14 protein-coding genes are annotated in these 12,044 nt (G+C 34.0%); 7 read left to right on the plus strand and 7 right to left on the minus strand.

The features are described from left to right. Window positions 1-39: 39 nt before the first annotated feature. Entirely contained in the window at window positions 40-795 is a 756-nt protein-coding gene (locus NBX25_RS11355; protein ID WP_250253677.1) for a T9SS type A sorting domain-containing protein, read from the minus strand. 424 nt (window positions 796-1,219) lie between these two features. On the opposite strand from NBX25_RS11355, the gene NBX25_RS11360 reads away from it, so the two are divergent. After that, window positions 1,220-2,275 carry a helix-turn-helix transcriptional regulator gene (locus tag NBX25_RS11360; RefSeq protein WP_250253678.1) on the plus strand — a complete coding sequence of 352 codons (1,056 nt, stop codon included), beginning with the start codon at window positions 1,220-1,222 and terminating at the stop codon, window positions 2,273-2,275. Between the two features lie 16 nt (window positions 2,276-2,291). Here the strand turns inward: NBX25_RS11360 and NBX25_RS11365 are convergent, their stop codons facing one another. Continuing rightward, complete coding sequence (locus tag NBX25_RS11365) at window positions 2,292-2,450, minus strand: hypothetical protein (RefSeq protein ID WP_250253679.1); 159 nt, start codon at window positions 2,448-2,450, stop codon at window positions 2,292-2,294. Between the two features lie 247 nt (window positions 2,451-2,697). Here NBX25_RS11365 and NBX25_RS11370 point away from each other — a divergent pair, with 247 nt between their 5' ends. The 3 genes from NBX25_RS11370 to NBX25_RS11380 all read left to right on the plus strand — a co-directional run bounded on the left by NBX25_RS11370 (window position 2,698) and on the right by NBX25_RS11380 (window position 4,855). Further along, complete coding sequence (locus tag NBX25_RS11370) at window positions 2,698-3,177, plus strand: LytTR family DNA-binding domain-containing protein (protein ID WP_250253680.1); 480 nt, start codon at window positions 2,698-2,700, stop codon at window positions 3,175-3,177. Between the two features lie 98 nt (window positions 3,178-3,275). Beyond that, window positions 3,276-4,067, plus strand: coding sequence for a CPBP family intramembrane glutamic endopeptidase (locus NBX25_RS11375; RefSeq protein ID WP_250253681.1), 792 nt, complete (start codon window positions 3,276-3,278; stop codon window positions 4,065-4,067). A gap of 20 nt (window positions 4,068-4,087) precedes the next feature. After that, a complete protein-coding gene (locus NBX25_RS11380; protein ID WP_250253682.1) occupies window positions 4,088-4,855 on the plus strand; it encodes a TrmH family RNA methyltransferase in 768 nt (255 codons plus the stop codon). Window positions 4,856-5,033: 178 nt separating this feature from the next. On the opposite strand, the gene NBX25_RS11385 is transcribed toward NBX25_RS11380, so the two are convergent. Next, on the minus strand, window positions 5,034-5,363 hold the full coding sequence (locus NBX25_RS11385) for a hypothetical protein (protein WP_065395887.1): 330 nt from the start codon (window positions 5,361-5,363) through the stop codon (window positions 5,034-5,036). Window positions 5,364-5,546: 183 nt separating this feature from the next. Here NBX25_RS11385 and NBX25_RS11390 point away from each other — a divergent pair, with 183 nt between their 5' ends. Beyond that, the gene (locus NBX25_RS11390; protein WP_250253683.1) at window positions 5,547-6,719 is read left to right on the plus strand and encodes a hypothetical protein; all 1,173 of its coding nucleotides are present in this window, start codon (window positions 5,547-5,549) and stop codon (window positions 6,717-6,719) included. Continuing rightward, on the plus strand, window positions 6,706-7,284 hold the full coding sequence (locus NBX25_RS11395) for a hypothetical protein (protein WP_123909189.1): 579 nt from the start codon (window positions 6,706-6,708) through the stop codon (window positions 7,282-7,284). Before NBX25_RS11390 ends, NBX25_RS11395 begins: the two co-directional genes overlap by 14 nt. Here the strand turns inward: NBX25_RS11395 and NBX25_RS11400 are convergent. Together NBX25_RS11400 and trhO are read right to left on the minus strand one after the other, a co-directional pair. Continuing rightward, a complete protein-coding gene (locus tag NBX25_RS11400) occupies window positions 7,233-7,808 on the minus strand; it encodes a 5-formyltetrahydrofolate cyclo-ligase (protein WP_250253684.1) in 576 nt (191 codons plus the stop codon). The two genes, NBX25_RS11395 and NBX25_RS11400, sit on opposite strands and share 52 nt — an antisense overlap. Window positions 7,809-7,847: 39 nt before the next feature. Next, window positions 7,848-9,218 (minus strand): oxygen-dependent tRNA uridine(34) hydroxylase TrhO, encoded by a 1,371-nt coding sequence (gene trhO / locus NBX25_RS11405; RefSeq protein WP_250253685.1) that lies wholly within the window; start codon window positions 9,216-9,218, stop codon window positions 7,848-7,850. Window positions 9,219-9,579: 361 nt separating this feature from the next. On the opposite strand from trhO, the gene NBX25_RS11410 reads away from it, so the two are divergent. After that, complete coding sequence (locus NBX25_RS11410) at window positions 9,580-11,109, plus strand: trypsin-like peptidase domain-containing protein (RefSeq protein WP_250253686.1); 1,530 nt, start codon at window positions 9,580-9,582, stop codon at window positions 11,107-11,109. Between the two features lie 70 nt (window positions 11,110-11,179). Here the strand turns inward: NBX25_RS11410 and NBX25_RS11415 are convergent, their stop codons facing one another. Together NBX25_RS11415 and NBX25_RS11420 are read right to left on the minus strand one after the other, a co-directional pair. Further along, window positions 11,180-11,635 (minus strand): hypothetical protein, encoded by a 456-nt coding sequence (locus tag NBX25_RS11415; RefSeq protein ID WP_123909193.1) that lies wholly within the window; start codon window positions 11,633-11,635, stop codon window positions 11,180-11,182. Beyond that, window positions 11,635-12,015: a RidA family protein gene (locus NBX25_RS11420; RefSeq protein ID WP_045491236.1), complete on the minus strand. Its 381-nt coding sequence runs from the start codon at window positions 12,013-12,015 to the stop codon at window positions 11,635-11,637. Before NBX25_RS11420 ends, NBX25_RS11415 begins: the two co-directional genes overlap by 1 nt. Window positions 12,016-12,044 lie beyond the last annotated feature (29 nt).

Raw genomic sequence — 12,044 nt, forward strand, 5'->3', positions numbered from 1 at the left:
AAAATGAGACAGTCTTTATTTCAGACTGTCTCATCTATTTTATTTCCTGATAAACTGAACGGATTTTCCGTTTTCAAGTTTTAGGAAATAGACACCTGAAACAAAATGATGAATATTAATTTTTCCATTATCGGAAATATTTCCTTCAGCAATGTGGCTTCCTACTGCATTATACACAGTGTATTTTTGAAGTTTACCTACTCCTGAAACCTGAATAGCATCAACAGCAGGGTTCGGATATACAGAAAGTTCGGTTTGTTTGATTTTCACTTCCTGTGTTGCTAATGTACCTCCTGAAACATTAATCGTGCTACTGAAATCCTGTGTACTCTGTCCACTTCCAGCTGCAGTTCTCCATTCTATTGTATACGCTCCAGCCTTTGTTGGATTTTTAATCATCCCTGATATTACAATCTTAATCTTTGCACCAGCCGGAATAGCAACACCGGTTGTTGACCCTCCTACAGATAGCTGTACACCAGAATTCCAGCTTCCTCCTACTCCAAATGAAGTAGAACATGGATAAGCTACTCCATTTACTTTAAAACTAACATAAGGATCTAAATTGTTTGCACCTGTTACAGCAGGAGAAATTGCTGGAAATTCTGTAGGCAATAAAAGATAAAAAACATTAGGCGTTAGAGTTCCTTTACCAATAGCCACAGATGTTGTATACTCAAAAGTATAAACAGATGATTGCCCCGCTCCGCTATTACTCACAGTTACTGTTTGTGCTTTGGATAGTGAAATCCCACATAGCAGGTTAATCATTAAAACATAGAAAAATTTCTTCATAAATTCTTTTTTAAAGGTTGTTTGTATAATAAAAGGCTATTAGTTTTTAATTCTTTTTTCATCATTTAGTTTTTATTGAGTTCAGATAATCCTGTAATATTCTCTTCCCTAAAATCAGTCGAGTTATACGAGTTATTATTCTAAAACCTGCTCTATCATTATGTTTTTGCAAAATTAAATCTTATACAAAATCATAAAAGCGATAGTAAAATCATATTGAAAAAATGATTGAAACATATATACACTCCTGAATATTAATTTTTTAACCCAATCATTTTATGAATATGATTAATTATGTTTTTTCTGAAGATTATCAAAACAGTCTGTAATAAAAATTTAATTTGAATGTTTGCTTTGTATAAAAAAATTTAGAGACTATATTTGCCGCTTCTAAATCATGAATAAAAGCTGAAGGCCTGCTGCGATGAGAATTACTCAATATTACAATAACAGAATACATTCGTTAAAAAAGCAGCTTATTGAAACTTATTTAGTCATTCTAGCTGTCTTCCATATTGTTTCTATTTATATCTATCTGTTCTGGTTAAAAAATACTTTTCCTCTTTATTACTTTGCAGGTGCATTAGTATTTTATATTTATTCATATATACTTATCAGGAGAAATTTTAATATATCCAGAATTGTTAATGCTTATCTTCATTTCAGTTCTCTATATATTTCTGTCATCATCTTAAACTTTATTGATGATTCCCTTGTAGGATTTATCTGGTTAATCCCGATGCCAGTGTGTGCCTATGTTTTTTTAAAAAGGAAGATGGTTATCTATTACATGTTTTACACAATTATATTGATGCTGCTCATTATGCTGTATGCTAAATACTTTGACCATCATTTTTATGAATACGACAAAAAATATCTCCGTCCAACTAATGCAGCAACGGTGTTGGCTAACTTTTCTCTCATCTGTTTATTTATATATTACAAAATCAAAATAAGCCATTTAGAATTTAAGGCTTTTGGATACAGGATTAAAAGCAAGATGAGGGAAAAACATATACACAAAGCGAAAATGCTTTCAAAAGAACCCCATTATATTATAGAATTATCCTCTAAGCATAAAAGTGATATAACAATAGATCACCACAAACTGGAAAATTTATTTTTGGAATTGGATAAGTACATGCGATACAATAATTACTTTACCAATCCTTCTATTAAACTATCCGGATTATGCTCAGAATTAAAAACAAATATAAACTACCTGTCAAGAGCTATTGATTATAAGGGCTATAAGAACTTCAATCAATATCTCAATTCATTAAGAATCAATTACGTAAAAAACCTCATTGAAAAATCGGATTTAACCAAGGTTACCCTGATGTACATTTATACAGGCGCCGGTTTTACAAGTCAGGCAACCTTCAACAGAGTATTTAAACAATTCGAGGGCATCACTCCAAGTGAATACATAACTCAGCTTTTGCCTACTGACAGTAAATTATCTTCTGTTGATTCATAATAATCAAATACTAATTTTATATAACTTTACCAGGATGATATAAAATACTCAAGTACTGTAAGATGAAATCCCTAACTTCATTAAAATCATATCCATATCCGAAGTCTGAATCCTTCACAGAAATTCTTCTATCTTCTATAGGAGCCGGGGTCACAGTATATCTTTTTCTGATCATTTTTCAGCCATTTGGAACAGAAAACTTTCATCATCCTTACAAATACCTTCTTCTTTTTCCTTATACTATCATTTTTGGAACTGTATTTTTCATTTCAAGCCTTTGTACCTTCAGGTTCAATCATTGGAATATTGTATCAGAGTTATTAAAAATTTTTGTAGTTCTCTTGCTGGGTTCTGTCCTTTCTTATTTTTATAATTCACTATTCATAAGCCACGTATCGCTAAGTTTTGAAAACTATGTTTATATGTTCCTCTATTCCATGGCAATAGGAATACCCATTTCTGCTATTTATATTCTGTCAAGGTATATTTATTTAAAAACGATCCATGAAAACACAGCCAAGAATATTTCACAGCATCTATCCCATAAAACAGAGCATATTCCTAGCAAACTTCTTACTATTTCAACAAATAATATAACGCTAACACTTTCTGAGCATGATCTTATTTGTGCACAGTCTATGGAAAATTATTGTACTTTATATTTTTCTGAAAATAGTTCGGTAAAAAAAGTGTTGCTCAGAATAAGTTTATCAGGACTTTTAAAACAAAGTGAAACAAACACAATCCAAAAGTGTCATCGTTCGTATATTGTTAATTTAGATAAAGTAGAAAGCCTTAGAGGAAATGCACAGGGATATAAACTTATCATCCCAGAAATAGATTTCGAAATTCCGGTTTCCAGAAGTTTCATTCCACAGATTATCCCACAATTGCAACGATAGAAAGGCTAAGTTTGTCATTGGTCACTATTTCTTGTCATTCATCACTTTACATTGATTCACTTTCCGAAAAGCTTCATTTTTGCTCAAAAATATTCAATATGAGTAAAAACATCCGCTTTATTTTAATCTTTATTCTGGGATTCACAGCCTACTATTTTTTGGATCTTATTTGTTTTAAATCGATTCAGTCTTATTCGAAAGATCTGTTTCATAATAAGGCTATAGCCCATGTTATTGCCTATACAATTACATTAATTCCATTAATGATCACGGCAAAGATCTTATTTCCTGAAAAAAATATTCCCTACGTATTTTCTTTGGACCAATCTATTAGCAAGGGTTTTATCTTCTCTTTTATGGGAACACTGCCCATGCTTATAGGATATATTGTTCATTTCAATATGACCCACACCATCCATTACCAGTCTCTATTCATTAACACGATCTCTTCAGCCTTCTTTGAAGAAATTATTTTCAGGGCATTTCTTATTGGAATTTTATTCAGATTTACAAAACTGGGATTTTTATCTTCCATACTCCTGGGATCATTATTGTTTGCCCAGGTACACTTATATCAAAGCCAGGAAACGGTAGAACTGATGGAAATTTTTGCCATTACATTTCTTGGTTCTGTTTTCTTTTCATGGGTTTATTTTGAACATACATTCAATCTTTGGGTGGCCATATTCCTTCATTTTTTCATGAATCTGTATTGGGAACTCTTTAATGTATCAGAAAATGTTTCCGGAAATGTATATGGCAACTTTTATAAAATTATTTCTATTGTACTGGTTGTAGCACTTACAATTGTTCACAAAAGAAGAAGCCGCCAACCATTTCAGGTGACATGGAAAAGCCTTTTTCTAAAATCGAAAGAAGTTCAATCATAAATTTTGCATAATTTTGCGGAATGTTGATAGAAAGTTTTCAAAACGATAAAATAAAAAACATCACTAAACTTCTTAGTGATAACAGATTTCGAAAAAAATCAAATGTTTTTGTAGTAGAAGGACAACAGGAAAATGAAAGAGCTATACAATATAATTTTGAGCCTGTAGAATTCTTTATAAGTGAAAATATCTTCAAAGGAAAGCTTCCTGAGGGGAAAATTCATTTTGTAAGCGATAAAGTATATGAAAAAATAGCGTATAGAGGAAGCTCAGAAGGAATCATTGGGATATACAGATCCAAAGAAACCCCACTTTCCTCTTATGTTCCGAAGGATAATTCTACTATTATCATCGTTGAAGGGGTAGAAAAGCCTGGGAATTTAGGAGCTATCCTGAGAAGTTGTGAAGCTTTTGGTATTGATGCCCTTATTGTTGCTGATGGAAAAACCGATTTTTATAATCCAAATGTGATCAGATCTAGTGTGGGCTGTCTTTTCGGAATGGAAGTTTACCAGGCTGAAAACGAAGAAACACTTGAATTTCTTCAGAAAAACAGTTTCAATATTTACACAACATTGATGGACGAAACGGCTGAAGATCTTTATAAAAGAGATTTCACACAGCGTTCTGCTGTATTATTCGGGACTGAACACTCGGGGTTAAGTGATTTCTGGATCGGAAAAGGAAAGAATACATTGATTCCTATGGCTGGCAGTATTGATTCTTTGAATCTGAGTAATGCAGTAGCCATCACCTGCTATGAATCTTTAAAACAAAAGAAAGGATAAAATACTATTGGGGTACAGTTTGGCGATTGTCAGGCAGATCAATATTGTTATATTATCCTATAATGAGATTGCTTCATCTCCAATTCAGAATGACAGGCTAAGGGAAGAGACCCTATATAAGCATAAAAAAACCGTTTCACTGGGAAACGGTTCTTTTATTTTTAAGCTTAAGCTAAAATTATTTCTTAGCAGCATCTTTAGCAGCATCAGCAGCTCCTTTAGCAGCATCAGCAGCACCTTTAGCAGCGTCAGCAGCACCTTTAGCAGCATCTTTAGCAACTTCAGCTCCAGCAGCAGTAGTAGCAGCAGCAGCATCTTTAGTAGCTTCTACAGCAGTAGTTGCAGCAGAATCAACAACTTTAGCAGCAGAATCAGTTACAGTAGCAGCAGAATCAGCAACAGTAGCAGCAGCAGAATCAGTAGTACCTTCAGTAGCTGTAGCGTCAGTTTTTTTACAAGCAACTAGAGAGATTGCAGCGATAGCAGCTACGAATAATGACTTTTTCATAATAAATTAAATTTAATTTTGTTAATATTGTTTTATAAAATTTTCTTCTGTTCTGTTATTTGAACAAGACAAAGGTATAGCAGTTAGAAAGTTTGTTTATGAAAAATAATTGTAATACCTTTGTAAAATAGTTTTACAAAAAAAGACAACTGATAATCAACAATTTAATCATTTTTAAAAAAATTGACAGATTTAGATCTATTACACTTTGAACAGCTAAAAAAGGATGTCCAAGGTCAATATTTAAAAGAATACACCCCTTCACAGGATGACATATCCAAGTGGAAGGGTATAGATATCATATATTTTCAGGAAGACCTGCGCAAAAAAGCCAAAGGTAACATCAGTGAAAAGTCATTTTATACCTATTTCAAAAATTCACCAGTCACTAAATTACCAAGGATAGACATGCTTAATTTATTGAGTATTTATGCAGGTTACGACTCATGGTATGAATTCAAAAAACAGCATCTTTTTGCCGGGGAACTGCTTCAGGAAAACGAAAATCTTGAGGAAGATGAGATCAATGAACTGGAAGAAACAGTTTCTACAGCCCCAGACCTTCCAAAAACTGAAATTCAACCTAAAAAAACTGAGTTACAGCCTCAAGAAAACACTGATTTACAAAAAACAAATACTGAAAGCCAACAAGTTAACAAAAAACACTCTCATCAAAACGAAGTTGAAATTTTAACAGCTCCTGTCAAGAAAAATTTCTTAAAAAAGAATGCCTGGGCTCTTATTACTTCCGTTTTAATTGCAATAACCGGTTTATTGGGATTCAAAGATGTTCTTTTTTCAAAAACATATACGTATTGTTTTATTGATAAAGACAGAGGAGTTTCTGTTATCAACACCTTAGATATAATGGTTATCAAGGAAAATGAATCTCCTTTGATGTATAAAATAAAACCTGGAGAATGTTTTTCTTATTCAACCAAAGATAAAATTCTGAAAATGAAGATCAGCGCCGCTTTTTATGAGCCACTTGATGTAAACAGAAATCTTGAAAATGCTCCCGAAGAAGAAAAAATTGAGCTTAAACCGGATGATTACAAAATGGCAGCTTATTATTTCTCAAGAAAAGATATTACAGGAAATTCTGAAGAACAGGTAGCCCTTATTAAACAGAAAAGAAACCAGCTGGAAAACCTTATCAGTAATAATGCTGTGATCTATCAGGTATATGATAATAACACCTATGGTATCGAAAGATTAGACAAACAAAAGTATATCACCCTCGTTACAACCCCTACTACATCTCTAAAAAACCTGAATGTAATAGAAATGAAAAAAGACAACGGTAAGATCGTATCCATTAAATTCAAAATTGCGACTACAGATGAAAAGAATTAATAATTTTTTACTCCTCATTATACTTCTGACTTTATTTGTTGCCTGTAATAAAAAAACAGAAGCCAGTGACCTGGATAAACTACGAAACAGTAACAACACAAAAAGCTATCCGGCTGTACAAATGGATAGCATGCAGGCTATCAATTCTATAACAAAGCAGAAGGTTCAGGAGCTTCTTGATCTATCTACTCTGTATGTCAGTGGCAATAGAAATACTGAAGTTGACAGTTTTATTTATTCCCAAATGGAAAGCTATTTCCACAAACCCGATTCTCTGACTTTCAAAAGAATGTTTAAGGAGCTGGATAGCATGAAAGTAAAAGCAGCAAAAGTAAACTCACTTAATGTTTATAAAGAATTTTATAAAAAAGACACACTGGATTACGCCAAATTCAATGTGGAATATTTTGATGACAAGAATAAATCTTTAGGAAGTTTTGAAAAGAATGCACAGTATATCTTGTTATCAACTTCCAAGCTGAAAAAAGAGTTTAAATTTTACTTTTTAGATTTTTATTCCAAACCGCTTAAAAAAGACAGTACCTCTGTAGCCGTAACCAAATAGTCAAGAGGAATATCATTTTCCCAGACATCATCGATACATTCATCGGGGTCAAAGTAATTGACTCCGATTTTTTTGGTCTCAGCAGAGATATTTTGGAAAAGTCTGTCATAGAAACCTTTCCCATATCCTATCCTATTCCCTTTCCGGTCGCAATATAAAAGCGGAGTAATCACATAGTGAAAATCTTTCTCTCCGGAATCCTCATTGGAAATTGGTTCTGAAATTCCCCAATGGTTTGTTTCAAATACAGTATCCTTGAAAATTTCAATAGCAATCAGTTGATCGTCTACAATTTTAGGTACATAAACACGGATATTTTGCGCTAAAAAATAATCAATGAAGATTTGAGTATCAATCTCATTAAACTTCTCAATCGGAACAAAAATATGGACCTTTTCCTCAGACTGAGGTTTAAAGTAAGTAATGAAATTCTGAAAAATCTTTTCAGATAACAAGAAAGCCTCATCACGAGACAAGGCTTTTCTTTTTTGCATATATTGTTTTCTAAGCTCAGCTTTCAACATACCAGTTACATTATTTTTACTGAACAGCTTCTTTATACTTTATGCGTTTTCAGAAGGTTCAAGAATTTTATACAGTTTGTCTGATAAACGAACTCTAAACGGAATTTCAAAAGTGATCTGATCTCCCTGTTTTGCTGTTTCGCAAGGACCTCCATTAGCATAAATCTGAGTAATTGTGAGTTCCTGTTCACCTGTTGTAGGTCCGGAAACCAACACTCTATCTCCTACTGAAAGTTCTTTGTTTTCAATTAAAAACTGCCCGATTTTTGATTTTGAGAAATAATGTTCTGCTTTTCCAACCAAAACTTTTTTAACAGATATTTTCTGGCGGATATTCTTGGTTTCCGCCTTCGCTAAAGGTGCTTTAGGCAGATCTCCTGAATTTTTAAACTTCAGGGCATCAGATTTTCCTTTTCTGAATACTTTATTTCCAACCTGCAATCCTTTTCTTAGCTTCAATTGTTCTTCCCAAGGCAAATGGATGGTATCCAGACATTCTGTTGAACAGCAGTTTTCCATTGCGGCTTTACATTCATCACACTGGATAAATAACAGGTGACAGGCATCATTGGCACAATTGGTATGATTGTCACAAGGTTTTCCACATTGGTGACACTGAGAAATAATGTCATCGGTAATTCTTTCACCTAAACGGTGGTCGAATACAAAATTTTTACCAATGAATTTACTTTCTATTCCCTCTTCTTTGATCTGTCGCGTATATTCAATGATTCCTCCTTCCAGCTGGAACACATTTTTAAACCCCTGATGTTTGAAGTAGGCACTCGCTTTTTCACAACGGATACCACCGGTACAATACATCAACAGATTTTTATCTTCTTTAAAATCCTGTAGTTGTTCATTGATGATCGGCAAACTTTCTCTGAAGTTTTCCACATCAGGAGTAATAGCTCCTTCAAAATGTCCTACTTCACTTTCATAGTGATTTCTAAAATCCACTACAATGGTGTTTGGATCATCAAGCATATTATTAAATTCCTGGGCCTTTAAATGAACTCCTTTATTGGTTACATCAAAAGTTTCATCATTCAGACCATCAGCAACAATTTTATGTCTTACTTTAATGGTCAGTTTTAAAAAGGAATGATTGTCTTGTTCTACCGCTACATTCAAACGGATTCCTTTCATAAAGTCGTACACTTCTAATGCATTGCGGAAAGCCTCAAATTGTTCTGCAGGAATACTCATCTGAGCATTAATTCCTTCATGGGCAACATAAATACGGCCAAGCGCATCAAGGGCATTCCAGGCTATGAATAAGTCGTCACGAAATTTTTTGGGATCTTCAATTTTAGCGTACGCATAGAAAGATAAAGTAAGACGTTCCTTACCAGCTTCATCAATAAGTCTAGCTCTTTCTTCTGCGCTTAAGGTGTTATACAGTTGCATGCTATAAACGTTTTAAGTGAGAAAAATATTTTTGCAAAGATAGGCATTTTCAAATTAACTACTTTTCCTAGACTCAATGATAATTGACAGCTACCTATCATGAATAATGATAATGAGTAATGAAAGTAACTTTTTACATTGGTATTTTATGCAACATTCTGTCACATTTTGTTTAATATTTTTTTAATTTTTGTTAACTCTGGCCTTAACAATTATGACATAATGCATAAAATGATATAATAGCCGTTAAATTTTAGTTAAAATTGAAACATAGCATACTAATTGCTTACTTATTTAACATTAAATTTGTTTACTCAAAAACAAAAAAAGGAAATTAATTAATAAACAAGAAAGATATACAATGAAGAGTACTTTAAAAAAACTATTACCATTTGCAGTAGTTGGAGTTATTTCCGGAGCTACTACCGTTGGAGCTATACAATATTTCGGACACGGTTCCACTAACGGAGATCAATCATTTTTCACTACATCCGCACCTAACACATCATTCGCAGGAATGAATACGGGAGCTGTAGGCGATGACTTTGTAAAAGCAGCGAAAACAACTGTTCCGGCTGTAGTTACTATTAAAAATTATCAAAGCAGAACAGCAAGCAGAGCTACTGAACAGGATCTGTTCGATTATTTCTTTGGTGATCCATTCGGAGGAAGAGGCCAACAAAGGCAAAAGCAACAGCAGGTTCCGGACAACATGCCTTCAGGGATGGGTTCCGGAGTAATTATTTCTCCTGACGGTTATATCATCTCAAACAACCACGTTGTAGCAGGTGCTAATAAACTGGAAGTTGTACTGAGCAACAAAAAATCATATATAGCTACTTTAGTGGGAACTGACCCTAACACGGACATCTCTTTATTAAAGATTGAAGAAAAAGGCCTTCCTTACCTAAACTTTGCTAACTCAGACAATATTGACGTTGGGCAATGGGTACTTGCAGTAGGAAATCCACTGGGGTTAAATTCCACTGTAACAGCAGGTATTGTTTCTGCTAAAGGAAGAGGAATCGGTATTTTAGGAAGCCAGGGGAAAGCAAGTAACCCAATTGAAAGTTTTATTCAGACGGATGCTGCCATCAACCCGGGAAATTCTGGAGGTGCTTTGGTAAATACCAATGGTGAACTTATTGGAATTAACTCTGCGATTCAGTCTACAACAGGATATTATCAGGGATACGGATTTGCTGTTCCAGCTAACTTAGCAAGAAAAATTGTTGAGGATATCAAGAAATTCGGTATCGTACAAAGAGGGTTCTTAGGAGTTTCATCATTAGATCTTTCAAATGACCAACAAGTTGCAGCTTATAATAAACAATTCAAAACAAACATTAAGTCTGGTTCTGGAGTATATGTAACAGGGTTTGGTGATAATAGCGGTGCAGAAGATGCAGGTCTGAAAAAAGGTGATATCATTACCAAAATAGACAGCTATGACATCTCCGACTTTGCTGACCTATCCATGTCAATCGGAAGTAAGCGTCCTGGTGATAAAGTTCAGGTAACCTATTCTAGAAATGGTAAAGAAGCGACAACAAACGTAACTTTAAGAGACCAGAAAGGAGGTACTTCTACCAGAACGAAAGCAGATCTTAGTGTAACTGAAAAAATCGGTGCTGAGTTTGATCCTCTTACTGAAAGATTCAAAACTGAATATGGGCTGAATAGCGGTGTAGTTACTAAAAATGTATCTGAAGGTGGCGAAATGGCTAAGATCGGAATCGTAGATAATTACATTATCATCGAGATCAATGGTAAGCCGGTAAATTCACAAAAAGACATCGAAAGCATACTGAATAAATACCAGGGGAATGTACAGGTGAAATTTGTAGATGACTATGGAAGAATGTACACGAAAGGATTTAAAATGCCTTAATCAATAACTGAACAATAGTTATTTTCATATCAAAAGAAAAACGCTGCAAAGATTTTGCAGCGTTTTTTATTTATTTGGATTTATTCATTTTCTCAGCGATTCTTTTCTTCTTGTTCCTCTCGTAAATCACTTCTACAATCTTACCCCCAATCCATGAAAACGGGAAAAAGGTAAGAAAGATGGAGATCTTATAAAAGGTAGGATGATAAGGAAATATAATTACATCCAGCATCGCTATGAAAAGCATGATAAAACCGATTAGAATAGCATAAGCTACTTTAGCGTATTTAACGATGATTGCCGTTGCTACTCCACCAATGGTAGTTCCTAGTCCGGAAATAAACAAAAGAAAGCCAAAAAAGGCTTTATCGTCTTTCATACTGAAAAGAAATCTCTGCCAATGCTCAAATGGAGCAAAAGCTTCGAAAGTAACCCATTGCGGGAAAACCCTTATACCAAGAGTAATAATAAGCCCTGCTATGCCAAGACCGATCAATACCGCAAATGTATTTCTTATAAAGTTCATTAATCCTGATGTGCGATCATAGAAATTTCAATATCCACATTTTTAGGCAAACAAGAAACCTGTACTGTTTCACGTGCCGGATAGCTTTCTGCATCTAAGTAAGAAGCATAAATATCATTCATTACTGCAAAATCATCCATGCTCTTAAGGAAGATTGTTGCTTTTACAACATTTTTAAAAGTCATCCCAGCTTCAGTAAGGATCGCCTCAAGATTTTTCATAACCTGATGAGTTTCCTTTTCAATTCCTTCTACCAATTTACCAGTTGCAGGATCTACAGGGATCTGACCGGAGATGTATAATACTCCGTTTGCCATATTTGCTTGCGAATATGGGCCGATAGCTGCAGGCGCATTAACTGTGTTGATTATTTGTTTCATATACGGATATTTATTTTTTTATAAAATCA

This window comes from Chryseobacterium sp. Marseille-Q3244 (genome assembly GCF_940807095.1).
In the GTDB taxonomy this organism is placed as follows: domain Bacteria; phylum Bacteroidota; class Bacteroidia; order Flavobacteriales; family Weeksellaceae; genus Chryseobacterium.

What these genes read in the sequence shown, in the direction of transcription:
- NBX25_RS11380 (WP_250253682.1), top strand. Translation starts at nt 4,088, where the DNA reads ATGTTGATAGAAAGTTTTCAAAACGATAAAATAAAAAACATCACTAAA.
- NBX25_RS11410 (WP_250253686.1), top strand. Translation starts at nt 9,580, where the DNA reads ATGAAGAGTACTTTAAAAAAACTATTACCATTTGCAGTAGTTGGAGTT.
- NBX25_RS11355 (WP_250253677.1), bottom strand. Translation starts at nt 795, where the DNA reads ATGAAGAAATTTTTCTATGTTTTAATGATTAACCTGCTATGTGGGATT.
- NBX25_RS11385 (WP_065395887.1), bottom strand. Translation starts at nt 5,363, where the DNA reads ATGAAAAAGTCATTATTCGTAGCTGCTATCGCTGCAATCTCTCTAGTT.
- NBX25_RS11420 (WP_045491236.1), bottom strand. Translation starts at nt 12,015, where the DNA reads ATGAAACAAATAATCAACACAGTTAATGCGCCTGCAGCTATCGGCCCA.
- NBX25_RS11365 (WP_250253679.1), bottom strand. Translation starts at nt 2,450, where the DNA reads ATGATCAGAAAAAGATATACTGTGACCCCGGCTCCTATAGAAGATAGA.
- trhO (WP_250253685.1), bottom strand. Translation starts at nt 9,218, where the DNA reads ATGCAACTGTATAACACCTTAAGCGCAGAAGAAAGAGCTAGACTTATT.
- NBX25_RS11360 (WP_250253678.1), top strand. Translation starts at nt 1,220, where the DNA reads ATGAGAATTACTCAATATTACAATAACAGAATACATTCGTTAAAAAAG.
- NBX25_RS11370 (WP_250253680.1), top strand. Translation starts at nt 2,698, where the DNA reads ATGTTCCTCTATTCCATGGCAATAGGAATACCCATTTCTGCTATTTAT.
- NBX25_RS11375 (WP_250253681.1), top strand. Translation starts at nt 3,276, where the DNA reads ATGAGTAAAAACATCCGCTTTATTTTAATCTTTATTCTGGGATTCACA.
- NBX25_RS11395 (WP_123909189.1), top strand. Translation starts at nt 6,706, where the DNA reads ATGAAAAGAATTAATAATTTTTTACTCCTCATTATACTTCTGACTTTA.
- NBX25_RS11415 (WP_123909193.1), bottom strand. Translation starts at nt 11,635, where the DNA reads ATGAACTTTATAAGAAATACATTTGCGGTATTGATCGGTCTTGGCATA.
- NBX25_RS11400 (WP_250253684.1), bottom strand. Translation starts at nt 7,808, where the DNA reads ATGTTGAAAGCTGAGCTTAGAAAACAATATATGCAAAAAAGAAAAGCC.